This is a genomic window from Rhodococcus sp. NFXS4, assembly GCF_058139645.1.
Map to the genome: position 1 here is coordinate 932561 of NZ_CP192221.1, position 20995 is coordinate 953555.

Sequence of the window (20995 nt, forward strand, 5' to 3'; positions counted from 1 at the left end):
GAACTTGTAGTTGCGAGCGTGTGCGTCTTTCTGAGGAAACTCGGAGTTCGTCACGTTCAGTGCCGGCCCGGGTTTCACACGGTGTGAAACTCGAAGTATCAGCTGTAGGGAGCAACACCATGACTCAGGGCACCGTCAAGTGGTTCAACGCCGAAAAGGGCTTCGGCTTCATCGCTCAGGAAGATGGACCTGACGTGTTCGTCCACTTCTCCGAGATCCAGGGCACCGGCTTCAAGAGCCTCGAAGAGAACCAGCGCGTCGAGTTCGAGGTCACCTCGGGCGCCAAGGGTCCTCAGGCGAGCGGCGTTCGCGCGATCTGATTTCGGAGTAAGCCACCGAAACTTCACACTGGGGCCGGACACCGACAGGTGTCCGGCCCCAGTGGCATGTCCGGGGGTGGGTCGCACACAGGTTTTCGGGCGGACGCTCGGCGCTCGTCCGACGCTCGGGTTAATGTTCCATCACAGCCACGAGCGAAACGGAGCACACCCGTGCCGAACACCCTTTCCAGAGCAACACTCTCCACCGTCGCAGTCGCGAGCGCGTTCACCCTGGTCACCGCCTGTGGGTCAGCGCCGGAAGACAGCGCGAGCGGCGGATCCGACTCGGGTGACTTCACCCCGTGCATGGTCTCCGACTCCGGCGGCTTCGACGACAAGTCCTTCAACCAGCTGAGCTACGAGGGCCTGCAGACCGCGGCCGGCGAACTGAACGCCGAGCCGATCACGGTGCAGTCGAACTCCCCGACGGACTACACGCCCAACCTGAACAACCTCGTCGATCAGGGCTGCGGACTGGTGGTCACGGTCGGTTTCGCGCTCGCGGACGCAACCAAGGAAGCCGCGGAGCAGAACACCGACGTCAACTTCGCCATCGTCGACGACTCGTCCATCGAACTGGACAACGTCAAGCCGCTGACCTACGACACGGCGCAGTCCGCGTTCCTCGCCGGCTACGCCGCAGCGAGCTACAGCAAGACCAACACTGTCGGTACCTTCGGCGGATCGCAGTTCCCCACCGTCACCATCTTCATGGACGGCTTCGCCGACGGTGTGAAGTACTTCAACGAGCAGAAGAACCGCGACGTGCGCGTCATCGGTTGGGACGTCGACGCCCAGAACGGCTCCTTCACAGGTGGATTCGAGGCGAACGAGGTCGCGAAGAACACCGCGCAGGGCCTCATCGACCAGAACGCCGACGTCATCTTCCCGGTCGGTGGTCCGATCTACCAGTCCGCTGCCCAGGCCATCCGTGACGCGAACCGTCCGATCGCGCTGATCGGCGCCGACGCCGACGTGTACGTCTCCGACCCGTCGGTCTCCGACCTGGTGCTCACGTCGGTGACCAAGGGCCTCGCCACCAGTACCGAGGAAGTGGTCAAGGCGGTCGGCGACGGCTCCTTCGACAACACCCCGTACGTCGGCACGCTCGAGAACGACGGTGTCGGCATCGCGCCGTTCCACGATTTCGAGTCGCAGGTCGATCCGGCTCTGCAGGGTGAACTCGACACGATCCGCGCGGGCATCATCGACGGATCGATCACGGTCACGTCGCCCTCGTCGCCCAACTGACGATGGCGTCGAACGACACCGCGTCCACGCTCGACAGCAGCCCCGGGCACGACCTGCCGAAGCTCGAACTCCGGGGCATCACCAAGCGTTTCGGTTCCCTGGTCGCCAACGACCACATCGATCTGACCGTCGAGGCGGGGGAGATCCACTGCCTGCTCGGTGAGAACGGTGCCGGGAAGTCGACGCTGATGAACGTCCTCAGCGGCCTGTACCGGGCGGAGGAGGGCGAGATCCTCATCGACGGGGAGCGGCGCACCTTCGCCGGCCCCGGCGAGGCGATGACCGCCGGGATCGGCATGGTGCACCAGCACTTCATGTTGATCCCGGTGTTCACCGTCGCCGAGAACATCATCCTGGGCAACGAGAAGACGACGTTCGGCGGTCGCCTCGATCTCGACGCGGCTCGTGCGCTGGTACGGGAGGTGTCGGCCCGCTTCGGATTCGACGTGGATCCGGACGCGACAGTGGGCGATCTCCCGGTCGGCGTGCAGCAGCGCGTCGAGATCATCAAGGCGCTCTCCCGCGAGGCCGACATCCTGGTCTTCGACGAGCCGACGGCGGTCCTCACCCCGCAGGAGACCGACGAGCTGATGACGATCATGCGTCAGCTCGCCGAGGCGGGAACGGCCATCGTCTTCATCACGCACAAGCTGCGTGAGGTGCGCGTGGTCGCCGATCGCATCACCGTCGTCCGCCTCGGGAAGGTCGTCGGCCAGGCCGAGCCGACCGCCACCGACGGCGAACTGGCGTCCCTCATGGTCGGTCGCGACGTGCAGTTGCGCGTCGCCAAAGACCCGGCGCAGCTGGGGGATGCCGCGCTGGTCGTGTCGAACCTGACGGTTCCGGGTGCTGCCGGCCCGGTGGTGAACGACGTGTCCTTCGAGGTGCGCGCCGGCGAGATCCTGGCGATCGCGGGCGTGCAGGGCAACGGTCAGACGGAGCTCGCCGAAGCACTGCTGGGTCTGCATCCGGCGATGACCGGTCAGATCACGCTCGACGGTGCCTCGCTGGTCGGTCGCGACGTGAAGTCCGTTCTCGACGCCGGTGTGGGTTTCGTTCCCGAGGACCGCACCGAGGACGGACTCGTCGGCGAGTTCACCATCGCCGAGAACCTCATGCTCGACCGGTCGCACGGCGGGCCGTTCTCCGCTCGTGGCAGCATCGTGCGGTCCTTCCTCCGGTCGTTCGCGTCGGAGAAGGTGTCGGAGTTCGACATCCGCACGCCGAGCATCGACACGGCCGTCGGCAGACTCTCGGGCGGTAACCAGCAGAAGGTCGTGCTCGCACGGGAACTCGGGCGCGATCTGCGTCTGCTCATCGCGTCGCAACCCACGCGCGGAATCGACGTGGGATCCATCGAATTCGTGCACAAGCGCATCGTCGCGACGCGGGACGCGGGCACCCCCGTCATCGTGATCTCGTCCGAGCTGGACGAGGTGTCGGCGCTGGCCGACCGCATCGCGGTGATGTACCGAGGCACCATCGTCGGCATCGTGTCCGGCGACGCCTCACGAGAAGAGTTGGGACTGCTCATGGCCGGAGGCCACTCCACCGACGCGAACACCGAGGGAGCCGCGTGACCGCGACGGACACCGCGACGCCGCCGTCCACGTCCGATTCGGTGCTGCGCAAGATCGCCAGTGGCAGTGTGCTGCTGTCCCTGCTGTCGGTCCTGATGGCGTTCGTCGTCGGCGCGATTCTCATCGCCGTCACCGATCCGCAGGTGCGTGAGACGGCGGGCTACTTCTTCTCACGCCCCACGGACATGCTCTCCGCGATCTGGGACTCGGTCTGGGGCGCCTACTCGGCGCTCTTCCAGGGCAGTGTCTACAACTTCCGACGGCCTCGGTTCGCGGACGGTATCCGTCCGCTCACCGAGACCCTCACCTTCGCTACCCCGCTGATCGCCGCGGGTCTCGGTGTCGCGCTGGCGTTCCGGGTCGGCATGTTCAACATCGGCGGCCGCGGCCAGATGCTGATCGCCGCCGCGTGTGCCGGCTACGTCGGGTTCACCTTCGACCTGCCGCCCTACGTGCACCTCATCGTCGCGATCCTGGCCGGTGTCGTCGGCGGCGCGCTGTGGGGCGGCATCGCCGGCCTGCTGCGAGCGCGGACCGGCGCGCACGAGGTGATCGTGACGATCATGCTCAACTACGTCGCGTTCTACCTGATCTCGTACCTGCTGCGCACTCCCGGCGCGCTGCAGGCACCCGGCTCCAACAACCCCAAGACGCCCGCGATGATGGACGACGCGATCCTGCCGTCGCTGTTCGGATCGAAGTACTCGCTGCACTGGGGCTTCGTCCTCGTCATCGCCGTGACCGCAGCTGTGTGGTGGTTGCTCGAGAGGTCGAGCGTCGGCTTCCGGTTCCGTGTCGTGGGGGAGAACGCCTCCGCGGCCCGCGTGGCCGGCATCAAGGTCGAGCGCGTGTACATCTACGCGATGGTCCTGTCGGGTGCTCTGGTCGGGCTCGCCGGTGTCGCACAGGTACTCGGTACCGTCACCACGGGTTTCTCCGCTGACATCGACGCCGGCATCGGATTCGACGCCATCACGGTGGCACTGCTGGGGCGCTCGCGTCCGTGGGGTGTGTTCGCCGCCGGCATCCTGTTCGGAGCCTTCAAGGCGGGCGGCTTCGCGATGCAGGCCGCGGAGTCGATCCCCATCGACATCGTGCTCGTCGTCCAGTCGGTCATCGTCCTGTTCATCGCCGCGCCGCCCCTGGTGCGAGCGGTGTTCCGACTACCCGAACCTCGAGCGAAAGGGGTGAGCTGATGAGCACACTCGCCACGGCTCCTCCTGACGCCGGGTCCCGTCCCGCCGCCTCCTGGAAGCTTCCCGTCGTCCTGGGTGTCGTCACCGTCGTCGCGCTGCTGGCCTTCGGGCTGCGGGGCGACAGCGGCACCAGCACGTTCTCCCTGGCCAGTGACAGCGACTTCGTCAGGTTGCCGGACGTGGGGCTGCCCGCGCGCGCCACGTGCATCGCGCTCGTGATCCTGCTCGCCGCCCTCACGTTGGTCAGTGCGGTTCGCACCCGGGCGGGGCAGCGCACACCGGTGGCGGTCACCGCGGTGTTCGCCGTCGCGTTCGTCCTGCTGTTCCTCACGTGGTCCGCGGTGGGCGAGACCATTCCCGTGCCGGGGCTGCTCCTCGGAACCGTCGCCCTCAGCACGCCGCTGATCTTCGGTGCGCTCGGCGGCGTCGTCTCCGAGCGCGTCGGCATCATCAACATCGCCATCGAGGGCCAGCTCCTCGGCGGCGCGTTCGTCAGCGCGGTGGTCGCGACGCTCACCGGGTCGCCGTACGTCGGTCTCGCCGCGGCACTCGTCGCAGGAGCCTTGGTGGGCAGCGTCCTCGCGGTGTTCTCCATCCGGTACTTCGTCAACCAGGTCATCGTCGGCGTGGTGCTCAACGTGCTCGTCGTCGGGCTCACCAGCTTCCTGTACTCCAAGGTGCTGGTCCCCAGTGCCGCGACACTGAACACGCCGCCGCGCTTCCCCCGCATCGAGATTCCGCTGCTCTCCCAGATCCCGATCATCGGTCCGGTGCTGTTCCGGCAGACGGTCATCGAGTACGTCATGTACATCGCTGTGGCGGCCGTGTTCGTCGGCCTCTTCCGCACGCGGTGGGGCCTGCGGTTGCGCGCGGTCGGTGAGCATCCGCGCGCCGCTGACTCCGTGGGTATCGACGTCGCCCGCACCCGCTTCTGGAACGTCTGCCTCGCGGGCGCCATCGCCGGCATGGGCGGCGCGTACTTCACCCTGGGGTCGGTCGGTGCGTTCGGCAAGGAGATGACCGCCGGTGCCGGCTACATCGCCCTCGCCGCCGTGATCTTCGGACGCTGGGATCCCGTCCGTGCGACGTTGGCGGCCCTGCTGTTCGGATTCGCGTCCAACCTGCAGAACGTGCTGGGCATCATCGGCTCGCCGGTACCCAGCGAGTTCATGTTGATGCTGCCCTACGTGGTCACCATCCTGGCGGTCGCCGGGCTCGTCGGAAAGGTGCGTGGTCCCGCCGCGGCGGGCAGACCGTATCCCTGATCGGCGTCCGATGTTTGTCGGGCGCCGACAGCAGGGAACCCCCCTCCGTGGACGGTCGTACGGCCGCCCGTGCTCGAAGAAGGGACACCCCGAACTCATGTCACGCATCGCAGTCGTCGGCGGCCACGGCAAGATCGCCCTGAAGCTCGCGAAGATACTGACCGAGAGTGGGCACCAGGTCACCTCGCTGATCCGCAATCCCGATCAGACCGCCGACATCGAGAAGACCGGCGCCACCGCCGTCGTCGCGGACGTCGAGGCGCAGACCACCCAGGAGATCGCCGGAACCGTGACCGGCCACGACGCCGTCGTCTTCGCTGCCGGCGCCGGGGGTGGCGATGCCGACCGCACGTACGCCGTGGACCGCGACGCCGCCATCCGCTGCATCGACGCGGCGTCCGCGTCGGGCGTCCCGCGGTTCGTGCTGGTGTCGTACTTCGGTGCCGGACCGGATCACGGTATCTCCCCGGACGACTCCTTCTACGCGTACGCCGAGGCGAAGGCCGAGGCCGATCAGCACCTGAAGAACAGCGACCTGTCCTGGACCATCGTCGCGCCGTCCGGCCTCACCGACGATGCCGGCACCGGCTCCATCACCACCAAGGAGCAGGGAGCGACGGGCGCCTCGGTCAGTCGCGACGACGTGGCCGCGGTGATCGCCACCGTGCTCGACACCCCGTCCACCGCCGGCCGCATGATCGAGTTCGACCAGGGCGAGACGCCCATCGCCGACGCGCTGAGTTGACTCCCGGTCGGAACGGTCACCGGGTGAGAGGCTGACCCGGTGACCGTTCGACTCTTCGCCACCGATCTCGACGGGACGCTGCTGCGCTCCGACCGGACCATCTCAGCGCGCACCGCCGACGCCATGGCGGCAGCGCGAGACGCGGGGATCGACGTGGTGTGGGCCACCGCCCGTGCTCGGCACTCCGTGCACGAGTTCGCCGAGCAGAGCGGTTTCCGCGGAATTGCGGTGTGCGCCAACGGCGCCGTCCTCATCGATCTCGCCGACGGGACACCCGTGATCACCGAGACGGTGGGGATGGACGTCGCCATCGGTCAGGCCGCGGTCGACCGGGTGCGCGCCCTCGTACCGGGAACCGTGGTCGCCGCGGTCGGACCCACCTCGTTCGTCGCGGAGACGGGCTACGCCGCGTTGTGCGTGTTCTCCGACCATCACCGCGACCCGTCCACCATGGACACTGTCGTGGGTGGTGATTTCCCGTCCGACAGCGACCGGCCTCCGGCCTTCCCGTGGTTGCGGGAGGACATGGTGAAGATCGTCGCCCGCCACGCCACCGTGCCGAGCGTGGATCTCTACCGCGCGTTGCTCGCCGGCGGTGTCGACAATGTCTCGGTCACCCATTCCGGTGCGCCCTACGTGGAGATCGCCGCGCGCGGAGTGTCCAAGGCGACCGCTCTGGCGGCGCTGTGCGAGCGCCGCGGCATCGCTCGGCGCGAGGTCGCGGCCGCCGGAGACGCACGCAACGATCTGGAGATGCTCGCGTGGGCCGGCACCGCGATCTGTCCGTCCAATGCCATCCCCGAGGTGCAGGCTCTCGTCGATCGGGTGGTCGCCAGCAACGACGACGACGGCATCGCGGAGTACCTCGAGGAGTTGGCGCTCCCCCGCGTCGGTCAGGGTTAGGCTACCCTCAGCTGCATGACCGACGCAGCGACCAGCGAGCAGACCAAGGGCTGGCAGGGCACGGTCCTCAAGCTGATGGGCGGCTCGGACGTACTGCTCACCGTTCTCGCGGCGGAGGACGTCACCCCGCACTACCGCCGGTTGACGGTCTCCGCGGGTGGACTGTTCACGCGTAAGCCCGTGCATCCCACGATGTGGTTGCGCCTGTGGTTTCCCACCGATGACGACAGTGCCTCGCTGCACCACCGTGCCTACACGGTCGTGAACCCGGACCCCGAGAACGACCGCTTCGACCTCGAGTTCGCGCTGCACGACGGTCCGGCCGCGCACTGGGCGCGACGCGCCGCCCCCGGCGACACCCTCGAGGCGACCTTCCAGGGCTCGAAGTACGCGGTACCGGACCCGCTTCCCGCCGGGTACCTCATCGCGGGAGACAGCGCGGCACTTCCCGCGGTGAACTCGTTGCTGGCCGCGCTGCCCGACGATCTTCCCGTCACCCTGTGGCTCGAGACCGTGCACGACGGCGACGACGCGCTCCCGCTCGCGGCGACGAGCGCCACGCAGATCCATCGAGTACGACGGCGTGACGGCGGTGCCTCGATGGTGGAGGCCGTCTCGGCCGCAGCGTTCGACGCGTCCCGCCACGCCGCATGGGTCGCGTGCGACACGGTCACGACGCGCTCGATCGCGTCGATCCTGAAGTCCGACTACCGCGTTCCGCGCAGGTCGGTCAAAGCTCAGGGGTACTGGATTCCCTGAGCGTCACGCACGACGGGGGCTGTCAGGGACGACCGTGATACGTCTTCGCCGCGGTGGTGGACAGCAGGGCCACGATGACGAACCCCATCAGGCCGTTGACGATCGCGGAGCCGAACGCAGCGGTGATCGCTCCCGCGGCGAGGAACGGCAGCACGATGATCGCGACGACCACCAGTCCGGCGATCCAGCTGAAGAACGTGCTCGGTGACGGCACCGCCTGGAACAGCAGGAGCATGAACGCTCCGGCGAGGATCGCGGCGAGGGCGCCGTACACACCGGCGATCCAGGGATCCTCCAGTCCGTACATCCAGAACACGCTGGTTCCGGTTCGGTTGTAGACGGCCTGGACGATCGCCGTGGCCACCCATCCTGCGATGAAGGTGGTGATGGCGGTGGCGACGACTCCGCCGATGAACGGGCCGACGTCGAACTTCAGTCCGGGCGATGCGGGCTTCTGCGGTGCGTAGCGCTGACCACCGGGCTCGGCGTAGGGCTCCTGCCGACCGTAGGCCCGGGTGCGGTCGTCGTAGCCGTAGTTGCCGACGTCGCGGTTGTCGGAGTCGCGCGGGTAGCGATCGCTCATCTGCCCAGTCCTCTCGATCGGCCGCGCACGCGTCAGCGCCGCAGCGTTCAATGGCCCAACCCTAGCTGCGTGTACCCGTCACCGGTGGTACCGCACCGGCCCGTCGGATCTCGTCGTCGAGCGCCGCCGCGATGGTCTGGGCCGTGGCGGGCAGCACCGCCACCACGTCGGTCGCCTGCACCAGGTAGCGCCCGTCACCGAGCGCGTCGATCCACCGTCTGCCGGCGATCGCCTCGAGCGGGCCGTCGCCGCCGTGTCCCACGACGATCTCACCGAGCCCCTCCCGTGGCCCGTCGAGGATGTGGATCACGCGATCGCGGTCGGTGTCGCCACGCGAATCGTGCAGGTGGGACGACGGAGCGCGGACCACGTCGTCGCGGGACACGGACGACGGCGTCACCCGTCCCGCGCGGCGGTGGGGCAGCGCCGCCGTGAGGGTGTGGGTCATGCGCTCCGGTGGTACGGCGTGGACGTGGACCGTGCCGCCGGTGTCGGAGGTCGGTCCCGGGTCCTGGACCACCACGACGGCGAGCGGGAAGGCCGGAGGCCGGTCGGAATGGAGCGGGAAGGCGGAGTACGAGGTTGCGGCTCGGATGCGGACGCGTCGATCGCCCGACTCCACCCCGCAGGCGGTGACCTGGAGTCCGGGTCCGCCGAGCAGGGACGCGGCGGCCAGCAGCGATCGGTCGCCGAGGCGGCGGCGGGCGGCCTCGCGTTCCGCACGCAGATCCGCGGCTGTGCGGGCGCGCGTGGTCCAGGAGAAGGGGAACGGCACTCGATCGCGGCCGATCCGGTCGAGGAGTACGGCGAACTCGAGTGACGTGAGGTGCCACGAGGCGACCCCCGTGGGAGCCGCTCGAACGATCACCCGATCACCGGGGGAGCGACGAGTGGGAGCTCCCCGACCAGGCGGTCGCCGTTGTCCGCCGTGACGAGGTACCCCGCCGTGGTGTGGTCGCCGTCCTGGTCTCCACCGGCGCGGCTCCCCGGCATCATCGCGCCCGGTCCGTAGGCCGCCGCGCGGGTGCCCGCGCCGGAACCGCCCGCGCCGGCTGAGGTCGCGCTCTGCAGGACGGGGCCGGTGGTACCGCCCGAGGGGCCGCGCCCGGACGAGGATCCCGGACCGAGTGTCCGCGCGCCCGACCCACCGGATCCCGCCGATGACCGCTGCCCTGCCGTCCCGTACCCGGCGGGGGTCGAGCCGCGCCCGAAGCCCGCGGGTGAAGTCAGGGCAGGCCGGGATCCCGACGGGCCGACCGGTGCCGTGCTCACGGGTGCGACACCCGGCGGCGGAGCTGCGCCGTTCGGGGTGCTGCTCGTGCCTGCTCCCGCGGAGTTCTGGGCGGCGGCCGCAGGCTGTGGCCCTGCGACGGGCGTCGAGTCGCCGACCGACGCCGCCGTGGTCGGTGCGGGAGTCGCCGCGAGCGACGAGAGTGCCGTCGAACCGAGCGATGCGGCGTCGACACCTCCGCGCATGCCACCGGCCGCCGAGGACGAGGAACCCGACGCGGACCCGCTCGCCGGATCTCCCGGCGGCGTGAGCACCGGCACGCCGTGATCGGCTCGGACGGCGGTGGGGACGTAGGTGCCGTTCATGACCGCCACGGCCTCGGCGCGCCGCTCCTCCTCCTCGGCCATCATCGCGGTGATCGACCCGGCGGCGCCGACGGGTCCGAGGAACGCGGCCGTCATCGCGGTGCGCGCCCAGTCCGACGGTGTGAACGACTGTGGGGCGGGCATGGTGGCGCGGGTGAGCGCGAACCCGTCGCGGGACTGCTCGAGCTTGCCCGCGACGATGTCCATGAGGTCGAGGGTGCGCAGCGACTCGGTGCGGTACGTCGTGATCGCGGCGAGCGCGGAGTCGGCCGCGGCGCCCTGCCAGTCGGTCCCGAGCACGGCGCCGAGGTCGTTCCACAGGGTCCACACCAGTGCGGTCGCCCGGGTGTGGGCCTCGCGCCACATCGCGGCACCGGAATCGAGGAGCTCCGGCGTGAGTTCGGTGGTGTACGCGAACATCTCGGGGTGCGACATGCCGTCGAACGCCTCCGGGACCACGACGCTCGCGCCACTCGCCGTGTCGCCCACCCTGGACCTGTCGACGGCCTCGCGGGCGACCCGGACGGCGTCGTCGGCGTGGAACTCCGCCGTCAGTCGTGCCGCGGACTCCGCCGCGTCGCTGTCGTGTCCCGTCGCGAAGTCGACCATCTCCGACGCCGCGTCCGAGATCGTCTCGCCCGCGGCACCGATCACCCCCGTGATGTCGAACCCCATGTTCGTGTCCTCCCCGACCGCGGTGCCACGATCCCCGTGACATTCGACGCGCGGACCGGCCGCACGGTTCCGCGTACGGTTGACGCGTCTCTCCCACGCGCGGCGATGCTCCTCGAGAGACCGCCGACGCTCCCGACACCGAAGGAACGTGCACCATGTCGGACCACTCAGTGCCGGGCGAGGTTCGCGAGAGCACTCCGTCCGGCGGGCCGCCCGTGGGCCGGCTCGCCGTCGTGACAGTCGTTCTCGCGATCCTGTTCGGGACGCCGCTGTGGACTCTCGCGTTCACCGGCGCGGACTGGCCGATCGCCGCGAGGACCATCGCGACGGTGGTCGCGGTCGGTGCTGCCGCCGCGCTCGTGATCGGCATGGCGAAGGGGCACGGCCGGGCACACTCCGACCGATGGGCCCGCATCGGGGACACCCTGCTCGGACTGGTGTGGATCGCGTTCGTGTGGTCGATCATCGGGCTCGTCGTACGGCTCGGGCTCGGCCTCGTCGGGGTCGACGATCCGCTGCGATCACGCATCGTCGCCGGCGCCGTGCTGGCCGTCATCGTCGCGTTGGCGGTGTGGGGACGACGCGAGGCGATGCGGCTGCCGCGCACGAAGCACGTGACGGTGACGCTCGATCGACTCGGCGCCGGACTCGACGGGCTCCGCGTCGTCCTGGTGACGGACACGCACTACGGGCCGATCGAACGGTCCGTCTGGTCCTCCGACGTCGTGGCGGAGATCAATCGCCAGGACGCCGACATCGTCTGTCACGTGGGTGATCTCGCCGACGGGTCGGTGGAGCGTCGACGCGAGCAGGTGGCGCCCCTGGAACGAGTGCACGCGAAGTCAGCACGCGTCTACGTCACGGGCAACCACGAGTACTTCGGCGAGGCCCAGGAGTGGCTCGACCACATGACGTCACTGGGTTGGGACTCGTTGCACAACAGGCACATCACCGTCATGCGCGGTGGTGACAGGCTCGTCGTCGCCGGGGTGGACGACAGGACCGCGCGCGGGTCGGGCGAGGTGGGTCACGGCGCGGATCTGACCGCCGCGCTGGCGGACGCGGAACCGTCGCTGCCGATCTTCCTGCTGGCGCATCAGCCGAAGCAGATCGACGCGGCAGTGGCGGCGGGAGTGGATCTGCAGGTCTCCGGGCACACACACGGCGGGCAGATCTGGCCGTTCGGATTGCTCGTCCGACTCGATCAACCGGTCGTCCACGGCCTCAGCAGACACGGCGCCCGCACGCAGCTCTACACGAGCCGGGGCACGGGGTTCTGGGGTCCACCGTTCCGTGTCTTCGCACCGAGCGAGATCACCGTGCTGACGTTGCGGTCGAGCTCTCTGGTGTGACAGTCGTGGCGGCGCCGACGCCGGCCACCGCGTCCGCCCAGTGCCCGGAGCGGACCAGGGCAAGGGTGAGGAGGAGCCGGTCGTCCGGCGCGGTGATGGATCGGCCGGTCAGTTCCTCGACCTGATGAAGCCGATAGATCACCGTGTTCCGGTGGCAGTACAGCAGTTTGGCGGCGTTGGTGGGTGAACCGTCGGTGGCGAGGACGTGCGCCAGAGTTCGGAGCAGTACCTCCCGCTGCGCGGGCGGGTGTCCGTTCAGCGACCCGAGTGCGTGGGACACGACCAGATCCGAGATCTCGTCGTCGGCAGACATGACGATGTGGGGCAGTCGGTCCGTGGCCACCGCGGCGGGAGTGTCGCTGGCGCCGATGGTGGCCGCCGTGCGCGCGGCAGCTCGGTACGCGGCGGCGAAGGTCACGAGTCCGTCCGTCGACGCGGCGATGCCCACCGGTCCGACCGCGCGTGCGGCGAGAGCCTCCGCCACCGAGCCGAGGTCCGCCTTGGCCGGGCACACGACGCCGAACTGAACCCCGTCGCGAATGTGCCAGTGCGACAGTGATGTCACGCCGTCGACGGCGTCCTCCGGTGAGGTCAGGGGTGGGTCACCTCGCTCGGACAGCGGGCCCACCACGCACGCGATCCGATGCTGTGCGGTGAGCCCCAGTGTGTTCCGCGCATCGACGACGAACGCGGGATCGGCTCCGCGCCCGTCGCGCAAGCCGTCGAGAACGGCGAGGATTTTCGTGACGTCGCGCTGCTGCATCCGTGCGGTCTCACGCCGGTACGAGTCGACGAGAATCGTGTTCTGCGCATCGAGTGCGTGCCACAACCGTTGGCCGGCGACGAGAAGCAGTCGCGGCTCGAGCAGCCCGGGATTCGCGCCGCGAGCGTTGACGAGTTCCTCCCACAACGTTCGACTACCGAGGGTGTACGCCTTGAGCACGAGTTCCATGGGGATGCCCTGGCGCGCGCGTTCGCGACCCGTGCGCCGCCACACCTCGGTGTTGTCCTCGCTACCGTGCTGCGTGCCGCTGAGCTTGCGCAGCCCCAGACGGATGTGTTCCCGCGTGCTGCGACGGACCACGGCCGTGATGTCGGAGCCGGCCTGGAGATAGTCGGGGTCCTGCTCGAACAGGGCCAACGTGATGGAGTCGGCGATGGCGTCCGCCTCCGGGATCAGCGTCGCCCACGCGCGTTGGATCGCGGCTCGTTCCTCCGCCGACAGCCGTCCGCGGACAGGATGCAGCCCCGATCCACGGCCGATCGACGGCGACGCCATGCGCGCATTTTTGCGCACAGCGCCCGACGGTTCGAGCGGTTTGACCGAAATTGGTGCCCGCGGCATGACCCTTTTCGTGCGCGGAGACCATATCGCCGACTGTGCGGAGTGACCATAGTGAGTGCCACCGAGATGTGAGGTGGGCCACTGTGTCAACGATCGAGACCATGACCGAGTCCGTGTTCGAGCTGTCGTCCGTCACCGTGTCGTTCGGCGGCATCGTCGCCCTGTCGGACGTCGGACTCGATGTCCGACGAGGCGAGGTCGTCGGAGTCATCGGACCCAACGGGGCGGGCAAGACGACACTGTTCAACGTGGCGTGCGGCCTCGTCGCGCCGCAGTCGGGCACCGTGACCCGGAACGGCCGGGTGGTACGCCGGCTGAAGCCGACCGCGCTGGCGGCGCTCGGTATGAGCCGCACACTGCAGGGCCTCGGGCTGTTCGACCGGATGACCGTGGTGGAGAACGTCATGGTCGGTGCGGACCATCTCGCCCGGACCTCGATCGTCGCCGGGCTGCTCGGACTCGCTCGGAGCGGGGCCGACACCGCCGCGATCCGCGACCGGGCTCTGGCCACGTTGTCCGAACTCCGCATCGACGAGTACGCCGACCGGTACCCGCCCAGCCTGCCGTACGCGGTGCGCAAACGCGTCGCGCTCGCGCGGGCGCTGGTGGGGGAGCCGACGTTGCTGCTTCTCGACGAGCCGGCGTCGGGTCTGTCCAACGCCGAGATGGACGAGCTGGGTGAGCTGGTCCGCGGACTCACCTCGCGGATGTCGATCCTCCTGGTCGAGCACCACATGGATCTGGTCATGAGTGTCTGTGATCGGTTGGTGGTCCTGGACTTCGGGAAGGTCATCGCGCGCGGGACACCCGACACGGTGCGCGAGGATCCCGCTGTGCTCGCCGCCTACCTGGGGGACGAGGTGGACCGTGACGCGTGACGTCGTGCGGGACGAGGCGACCCGCGACGCCCTGACAGTGTCCGATCTGACGGTGCGGTACGGCGCCGTCACCGCGCTCGACTCGGTGTCGCTGCGGGTGCCCCGCGGCGCGGTCACCGCGGTGCTCGGGGCCAACGGTGCCGGCAAGACGACCCTGCTCCGGACGATCTCGGCGCTGCACCCGCCGGTGGCCGGCCACATCCGGATGGGCGAGGTCGACCTCGTCGGAGCGAGCCCGGAGTCGATGTCACGGCGTGGACTGTCGCACGTGCCCGAGGGCCGCGGGGTCATCGTCGAACTCACCGTGGAGGAGAACCTGCGGCTGGGGGCGTTGGGCCGCAACAGGTCCGCGGCCGCGGTGGGGATCGACCGCGTGCTGTCCATGTTTCCGGCTCTCGCGGAGCGTCGGGCGTCGACCGCGCACACGCTGTCGGGCGGTGAGCGACAGATGCTGGTGATCGGGCGCGCCCTCATGGCGACCCCCACGATCCTGCTGCTCGACGAACCGTCGCTCGGGCTCGCTCCCCGCGTGGTGGCGCAGATCTTCCAGACGCTGCGTGACTCGGTCGACTCGGACGGCCTCACCGTCGTGCTGGTCGAGCAGAACGCCCGCAGCGCGCTGTCCATCGCCGAACACGCCGTCGTGCTGTCCCTGGGGACGGTGGCGCGGGAGGGTCCGGCGGCCGACCTCGTCGGCGACGAGGAACTCCGCCACGCCTACCTCGGCTTCTGACCACCCTCACGAAAGGACGACAGAGTGCAACAACTGCTCACCATCGTCATCAACGGAGTGACCAACGGGATGGTCTATGCCGCATTCGCTCTGGCACTCGTGCTGATCTGGCGCTCGACGCGCATCGTGAACTTCGCGCAGGCGCCGATGGCGATGATCACCACCTACGTGGCGCTCGTCGTGGTCGATGCCGGCTACTCCTACTGGGTCGGCTTCGCCGCCGCGCTCGTCTCCGGCCTCGTGCTCGGCGCGCTGATCGAGCGACTGATCATCCGGTACGTCGACAGCGCGTCGCACATCAATCCGGTGATCCTCACTCTCGGTCTCTTCATCGTGATCCACGCGGTGGCGGCACTGGTGTTCGGCAACCAGTTCCGGTCCTTTCCCGCTCCGTTCGGTCTCGACGGTCGGCGCATCGGGTCCGTGGACGTGGCGCTGACGGGCAACGACATCTACAAGGTCGTCGCGGTGCTGGTGGTGCTCGCCGCGCTGGTCGCGCTGTTCCGGTTCACCGATCTCGGACTCACGATGCGCGCCAGTGCTTTCAGCCAGGAGGTGTCGCGCCTGCTGGGAGTGCGCGTGGGCCGCATGCTCACGCTGGGATGGGCGTTGGCCGCGGTGGTCGGGTCGGTCGCGGGTCTGCTCATCGCCGGCGGGTCGCTGGTGCACCCCGGTTACATGGACTCCGTCGTGGTGTTCGGATTCGTGGCCGCCGTGCTCGGCGGTCTCGACAGCCCGGTGGGCGCCGTGGTGGGCGGACTGCTGATGGGTGTCGGGCTGAGTGCGGTCAGTGGCTACATCGGGCAGGACCTCGTGTCCTTCGCGGCGCTGGTCATCCTCATCGCGGTGTTGTTGTTGCGTCCCAACGGATTGTTCGCTGCCGCGGCAGCGAGGAGGGTCTGACATGACCGTGACGACGACCGACAGGCCCACCCCCTCACCCGCACGCTCGCGCGTCGCCCGCGTGGTGTCGACTCCGGTGCGGCGGCACCTGCTCGGCGCTCTGCTGGCCCTCGTCGTGGTGATTCTCGTGCTGGAGAGCGTCAGCACGTTCCGGCAGAGCCAGCTGACATCGGTGGCGTATCTCGCGATCGCCGCGGCCGGGCTGACCGTGCTCACCGGACTCAACGGTCAGCTCTCCCTCGGGCACGGAGCGTTCATGGCGGTCGGCGCGTACACCGCGGCACTGATGTTGCGGGCGAACGAGTCCGGCTGGTCGGTGCCCCTGGTCCTGATCGCGGCCACTGTCGTGGCCGGTCTGGTCGGGGTCGTCGTCGGGGTCGCCGCGGCGCGATTGCACGGGCCCTACCTGGCCGGCGCGACGTTGGCGCTCGCCGTCGCCGTCCCTGGTCTCGCGCTGTACTTCTCGGAGTACCTCGGGGGCGAGCAGGGTCTCATCGTGCCCAGTCCCGACGTGCCGTCCGCGCTCGACGACATCGCCTTCTTCGTCACCGGAAACGAGCTGACGTCCACGAAGTTCGTGGCCTACGTCGGGTGGTTCCTGCTCGTGCTGGTGTTCTTCCTGCTGGCCAACGTGTCGTCGAGTCGCGTCGGACGGCGTTGGCGCGCCGTGCGTGACGACGAGGTGTCGGCCGAGATCGCGGGGATCGACCTCGGGCGGGCACGGGTGCTGGCCTTCGTGGTCAGTGCCGCGTGTGCCGGTGCCGCCGGGGCGATCATGGCGATGGCCTCCCGCATCGCCGCGCCGAGCGGGTTCACGCTGGTGTTGTCCCTGACCCTGCTCTCCGCTGTGGTCATCGGCGGACTCGGTTCGCTGAAAGGCGCTCTCATCGGTGCCGCGCTCCTCACCTACATCCCGCCGGTGGTGACCAACCTGGGCCTCGACGCCGGGTTGAGCAGCCTGCAGGCCGCGGAACTCGCGCCTCTGGTCACCGGCATCTTCACCGTGGTCGTGATCCTCTTCGCGCCACTCGGACTGGTCGGCACGGTCCGCGGTCGTCTCGTACAGCGTCGTCTGAAGAGAGAAGGAGTTCGATGAACAGGATCCGAACATGGGCGCAGCGGGGCACCGCTCTCGCTGCGGCCGTCGTACTGGTGGCCTCGTGCGGCGCGGGTGGCCGTGAAGAGTCGGAGGAGTCCACGGAGGGCTCGACCGTCGGGATCACCGACACCTCGGTGAAGATCGGTGCGCACTATCCCCTGACGGGAGTCGCCGCTCCCGGGTACAGCGAGATCCCCACGGGCGCCAAGGCCTACTTCGACTACGTCAACGCCGCCGGCGGGGTGAACGGTCGGCAGATCGAGTACCTCGTGCGTGACGACGCGTACGACCCGACCACCACCACGCAGGTGGTCAACGAGCTGGTCCTGCAGGACGAGGTGTTCGCGATGGTCGGCGGTCTGGGCACCGCGACACACAGCGCGGTCATCGACTTCCTCAACGAGGAGGGCGTCCCCGATCTGTTCGTGTCCTCGGGCGCGATCATGTGGGGCAACGATCCGGCCAAGTACCCCAACACCTTCGGGTGGCAGCCCGACTACCAGGTCGAGGGCAAGATCATCGGCGACTGGGTGCGGAAGAACCGGCCGGACGCCAAGGTGGGCCTGTTCCTGCAGGACGACGACCTCGGCCGCGACAGCGAGGCCGCGGTGCGCCAGTACCTCGAGGATCAGATCGTCGGCGTCGCCCGCTACACGTCCGGCAACACCGACGTCGCCCCGCAGATCGCGTCCCTCCAGGCGGCGGGTGCCGATCTAATCCTGGGCTTCAACGTCCCGTCGTACACGGCACTGAGCCAACTGGTCTCCCGCCGACTGAACTACACGCCCGAATGGTTCTACAGCTCCATCGGTTCCGACGTGGACCTCGTGGGGTCGCTGCTCGGACGCTTCTCCCAGGGCGCGGTGACCGACGGCGCCTCGTCGCTCGAGAACATGATCTCCCTCGAGTACATCCCCGGCATCGACTCGCCGGACAACCCGTGGACGCAGTTGTGGCAGAAGGTGTGGGCCGCCAACGGAACCGGTGAGGAGCTGACCAACTACCGCATCTACGGCATGAGCCACGCCTACGCCTTCGTGCAGGCGCTGCAGGCCGCGGGCGAGAACCCGACCAGGGAGGCGATCGTGTCGGCGCTGCAGTCGCAGGGCAAGGACCTGCCCGGCCCTCAGCTCGCCCCGTTCCGCTACTCCGAGGACAGTCACCTCGGCATCTCCGGTGCCAGCGTCTACAAGATCACGAACGGCAAGCCGGAGAACCTGACCCCGGTCTTGGTCACGGACATCGGCGACTCGGCCGTCGAGGAGTACACCGGTGAGGAGGCGACCCCACCGGAGAGCGGGATTCCGGACACCCAGCCGGCCGGATGACCCGGTCGGCGGGATGACGGTGGCGGGGGCGTCGACACGCCCCCGCCGCGGGTCAGTGACGCTCTGCCGACGCCCACGTCCAGTCCTTCACCTCGGGCATGTCCTCGAGATGCTCGACGACGTAGGACCGGTGACGCTCCAACTGGTTCCGACAGTGATCGGCCAGATCGGCACTGTGTTCGGGCACGCGTCGCGCACGTCGCAGCGCGTCGAGGACGAGGTGGTATCGGCTCATCTCGTTGACGACCACCATGTCGAACGGCGTGGTGGTCGTTCCCTGCTCGCGGAAGCCGTGCACGTGGAATCGGGAGGCACCGGTGCGTCCGTGCAGGAGTTCGTGCACCGCGCGCGAGTAGCCGTGGAAGCCGAAGATCACGTCGGTGTCCGCCGTGAAGAGGTCCACGAACGTCTCCTCGGGCATGCCGTGCGGGTGGTCGCGCACCGGCATCAACGCCATCAGATCGACGACGTTCACCACCCGCACCCGAAGATACGGAACCCATTCGCGGAGCAGTTCGGCTGCGGCGAGGATCTCCTGTGTCGGAACGTCACCGGCGCTCGCGAGCACGATGTCGGGACTGTCCGGGACCTCGGGCCGACCGGCGGTGCTCGCCTCGGTGCCCGCCCACTCCCAGATCGACGCTCCCCGGGCGCAGTGTTCGTGTGCCTCGTCCAGCGTGAGGTACTGCAGGTGCTCCTGCTTGTCCACGACGATCAGGTTCACGTGGTCCCGGCTGCGCAGGCAGTGGTCGGAGATGGACAGCAGTGTGTTGGCGTCCGGGGGCAGCCACACGCGCACCACCTCGGGGGACAGCGGGATGGCGGCGTCGATCATGCCGGGGCCCTGGTGGCTGAAGCCGTTGTGGTCGTTGCGCCAGCACGTGCTGGTCAACAGGATGTTGAGCGACGCGACGGGTTCGCGCCACCGCAGGTCGCGGGCGTGCTGGAGCCACTTGACGTGCTGGATCATCATCGAGACGCTGACCATCGCGAACGCCTCGTAGCTCGCGAACAGTCCGTGCCCGCCCGCGAGCAGGTACCCCTCCAGCCATCCTTGGCACAGGTGCTCGCTGAGCACCTCCATCACCCGTCCGTCCGCAGACAGCGCCGTGTCCCACTCGGTGGTGGGCAGTTGCCAGCAGCGGTCGGTCACGTCGAACACGGCGTCGAGACGGTTACTGGCCGTCTCGTCGGGACAGAAGAGCCGGAAGGATCCGCCGCCGTCCTCGGTGGTGTTGCGCGAGTAAATGTCTCGGAGCAGCTCGCCGAGCACCTTCGTCGTCCCGTGGAACGTGGTGCCGGGTGCGGGTATGTCCAGGGCGTACGTGTCGAGGGTCGGAATGGTCAACGGTGTGAGGAGTCGTCCGCCGTTGGCGTAGGGCGTCGATCCCATGCGCTTGTCACCCGACGGGGCGAGGTCGGCCAGCTCCTCGACCAGGGTGCCGTTCTCGTCGAACAGTGTCTCGGGCCGATAGGACGACAACCAGTCCTGCAGGAGTCGGAGGTGCGCGGGATTGTCGCGCACTCCGGACAGCGGAACCTGGTGCGCCCTGTTCGTTCCCTCCACGAGAACCCCGTCCACCTCGTGCGGACCGGTCCATCCCTTGGGTGTGCGCAGCACGATCGCCGGCCAGCGCACGCGATCACCGGACCCGGAGCGGGCGGCGCGCTGTGCCTCGCGGATCGTCTCGTGTGCGTTCCTGATCGCCTGTTCCAGATCGCGGAACACCTGGTGCGGATCGTCGCCCTCGACGACGACGGGTGCCCAGCCCTGCCCCGAGAGATACTGTGCGACATCCTCGTCGGAGGTCCGGCCGAGGACCGTCGGCCCCGCGATCTTCGCACCGTTGAGGTGCAGGATCGGGAGCACCGCGCCGTCGCGACGCGGGTTCAGGAAGGCCGGAAGCTTCCACGACGCCGACAGCGGCCCGGTCTCCGCCTCACCGTCTCCGATGACGCAGGCGACCGTGAGGTCCGGGCGGTCGAAGGCGGCACCCGCGGCGTGCACGAGTGCGTAGCCCAGTTCGCCGCCCTCGTGGATGCTGCCGGGTGTGGGCACGCTGACATGGCTCGGAATGCCGCCGGGCGAGGAGAACTGGCGGCACAGCACTCGCAGTCCCTCGACGTCGCGGGAGACCTTCGGATAGATCTCGCTGTACGTGCCCTCCAGATACGTCGACGCGACGAGTGCGGGACCGCCGTGGCCGGGACCGGTGACGTAGAGCCAGTCGGTGTCGGTGCGGCGGATGTGCCGGTTGAGAATCGTGTAGATCATCGACAGGCCGGGGCTCGTGCCCCAGTGCCCGAGAAGCCGGGGCTTGATGTGCTCCGTCCGTAGCGGTTCCCGGAGCAACGTGTTGTCCTGCAGGTAGATCTGCGCGACGGTCAGATAGTTCGCCGCGGCCCACCAGCGCAGGTCGAGCTCCAGGTCGTGATCCTCGTACGGCATGTGCGGTCCTCTCCCGACCGGGCGGCCCCGCTCGT

General features: G+C 68.8%; 19 protein-coding genes. 14 read left to right on the top strand and 5 right to left on the bottom strand.

The window, feature by feature from the left end; all coding sequences use genetic code 11:
• The first annotated feature begins 119 nt into the window (after window positions 1-119).
• The 8 genes from J4E04_RS04300 (at window position 120) to J4E04_RS04335 (ending at window position 8019) form a co-directional block, all read left to right on the top strand.
• The gene (locus J4E04_RS04300; RefSeq protein ID WP_027504730.1) at window positions 120-320 is read left to right on the top strand and encodes a cold-shock protein; all 201 of its coding nucleotides are present in this window, start codon (window positions 120-122) and stop codon (window positions 318-320) included.
• A gap of 306 nt (window positions 321-626) precedes the next feature.
• Complete coding sequence (locus tag J4E04_RS04305; protein WP_490149945.1) at window positions 627-1571, top strand: BMP family lipoprotein; 945 nt, start codon at window positions 627-629, stop codon at window positions 1569-1571.
• 2 nt (window positions 1572-1573) lie between these two features.
• On the top strand, window positions 1574-3151 hold the full coding sequence (locus tag J4E04_RS04310; RefSeq protein ID WP_222649696.1) for an ABC transporter ATP-binding protein: 1578 nt from the start codon (window positions 1574-1576) through the stop codon (window positions 3149-3151).
• Complete coding sequence (locus J4E04_RS04315) at window positions 3148-4347, top strand: ABC transporter permease (protein ID WP_490149946.1); 1200 nt, start codon at window positions 3148-3150, stop codon at window positions 4345-4347. The genes J4E04_RS04310 and J4E04_RS04315 overlap by 4 nt, the downstream gene beginning before the upstream one ends.
• Window positions 4347-5612: an ABC transporter permease gene (locus J4E04_RS04320; protein ID WP_027504732.1), complete on the top strand. Its 1266-nt coding sequence runs from the start codon at window positions 4347-4349 to the stop codon at window positions 5610-5612. The genes J4E04_RS04315 and J4E04_RS04320 overlap by 1 nt, the downstream gene beginning before the upstream one ends.
• Window positions 5613-5709: 97 nt before the next feature.
• Window positions 5710-6357, top strand: a complete 648-nt coding sequence (locus J4E04_RS04325; RefSeq protein WP_490149947.1) for an SDR family oxidoreductase — start codon at window positions 5710-5712, stop codon at window positions 6355-6357.
• 39 nt (window positions 6358-6396) lie between these two features.
• Window positions 6397-7260, top strand: a complete 864-nt coding sequence (locus tag J4E04_RS04330; protein WP_490149948.1) for an HAD hydrolase family protein — start codon at window positions 6397-6399, stop codon at window positions 7258-7260.
• Between the two features lie 15 nt (window positions 7261-7275).
• Complete coding sequence (locus J4E04_RS04335) at window positions 7276-8019, top strand: siderophore-interacting protein (protein ID WP_490149949.1); 744 nt, start codon at window positions 7276-7278, stop codon at window positions 8017-8019.
• A gap of 22 nt (window positions 8020-8041) precedes the next feature.
• On the opposite strand, the gene J4E04_RS04340 is transcribed toward J4E04_RS04335, so the two are convergent.
• The 3 genes from J4E04_RS04340 to J4E04_RS04350 all read right to left on the bottom strand — a co-directional run bounded on the left by J4E04_RS04340 (window position 8042) and on the right by J4E04_RS04350 (window position 10873).
• Window positions 8042-8602 (bottom strand): hypothetical protein, encoded by a 561-nt coding sequence (locus J4E04_RS04340; RefSeq protein WP_490149950.1) that lies wholly within the window; start codon window positions 8600-8602, stop codon window positions 8042-8044.
• A 61-nt stretch (window positions 8603-8663) separates the two neighbouring features.
• On the bottom strand, window positions 8664-9470 hold the full coding sequence (locus J4E04_RS04345) for an ESX secretion-associated protein EspG (protein ID WP_490149951.1): 807 nt from the start codon (window positions 9468-9470) through the stop codon (window positions 8664-8666).
• Window positions 9467-10873, bottom strand: a complete 1407-nt coding sequence (locus J4E04_RS04350) for a hypothetical protein (protein WP_490149952.1) — start codon at window positions 10871-10873, stop codon at window positions 9467-9469. The genes J4E04_RS04345 and J4E04_RS04350 overlap by 4 nt, the downstream gene beginning before the upstream one ends.
• Window positions 10874-11028: 155 nt before the next feature.
• Here J4E04_RS04350 and J4E04_RS04355 point away from each other — a divergent pair, with 155 nt between their 5' ends.
• Window positions 11029-12225: a metallophosphoesterase gene (locus tag J4E04_RS04355; RefSeq protein WP_328811288.1), complete on the top strand. Its 1197-nt coding sequence runs from the start codon at window positions 11029-11031 to the stop codon at window positions 12223-12225.
• On the opposite strand, the gene J4E04_RS04360 is transcribed toward J4E04_RS04355, so the two are convergent.
• The gene (locus J4E04_RS04360) at window positions 12188-13504 is read right to left on the bottom strand and encodes a PucR family transcriptional regulator (protein WP_490149953.1); all 1317 of its coding nucleotides are present in this window, start codon (window positions 13502-13504) and stop codon (window positions 12188-12190) included. The genes J4E04_RS04355 and J4E04_RS04360 overlap by 38 nt on opposite strands.
• A gap of 167 nt (window positions 13505-13671) precedes the next feature.
• On the opposite strand from J4E04_RS04360, the gene J4E04_RS04365 reads away from it, so the two are divergent.
• The 5 genes from J4E04_RS04365 to J4E04_RS04385 are packed head-to-tail and all read left to right on the top strand — an operon-like array spanning window position 13672 to window position 18511.
• A complete protein-coding gene (locus tag J4E04_RS04365) occupies window positions 13672-14448 on the top strand; it encodes an ABC transporter ATP-binding protein (protein ID WP_261775734.1) in 777 nt (258 codons plus the stop codon).
• Complete coding sequence (locus tag J4E04_RS04370; RefSeq protein WP_490149954.1) at window positions 14438-15181, top strand: ABC transporter ATP-binding protein; 744 nt, start codon at window positions 14438-14440, stop codon at window positions 15179-15181. The genes J4E04_RS04365 and J4E04_RS04370 overlap by 11 nt, the downstream gene beginning before the upstream one ends.
• Window positions 15182-15205: 24 nt before the next feature.
• Window positions 15206-16084 (top strand): branched-chain amino acid ABC transporter permease, encoded by an 879-nt coding sequence (locus tag J4E04_RS04375; protein WP_027504741.1) that lies wholly within the window; start codon window positions 15206-15208, stop codon window positions 16082-16084.
• A 1-nt stretch (window position 16085) separates the two neighbouring features.
• Window positions 16086-17180, top strand: coding sequence for a branched-chain amino acid ABC transporter permease (locus tag J4E04_RS04380; protein ID WP_490149955.1), 1095 nt, complete (start codon window positions 16086-16088; stop codon window positions 17178-17180).
• Complete coding sequence (locus J4E04_RS04385; RefSeq protein ID WP_490149956.1) at window positions 17177-18511, top strand: ABC transporter substrate-binding protein; 1335 nt, start codon at window positions 17177-17179, stop codon at window positions 18509-18511. The genes J4E04_RS04380 and J4E04_RS04385 overlap by 4 nt, the downstream gene beginning before the upstream one ends.
• A 52-nt stretch (window positions 18512-18563) precedes the next feature.
• Here the strand turns inward: J4E04_RS04385 and J4E04_RS04390 are convergent, their stop codons facing one another.
• The gene (locus J4E04_RS04390) at window positions 18564-20960 is read right to left on the bottom strand and encodes a phosphoketolase family protein (protein ID WP_490149957.1); all 2397 of its coding nucleotides are present in this window, start codon (window positions 20958-20960) and stop codon (window positions 18564-18566) included.
• Window positions 20961-20995: the final 35 nt, after the last annotated feature.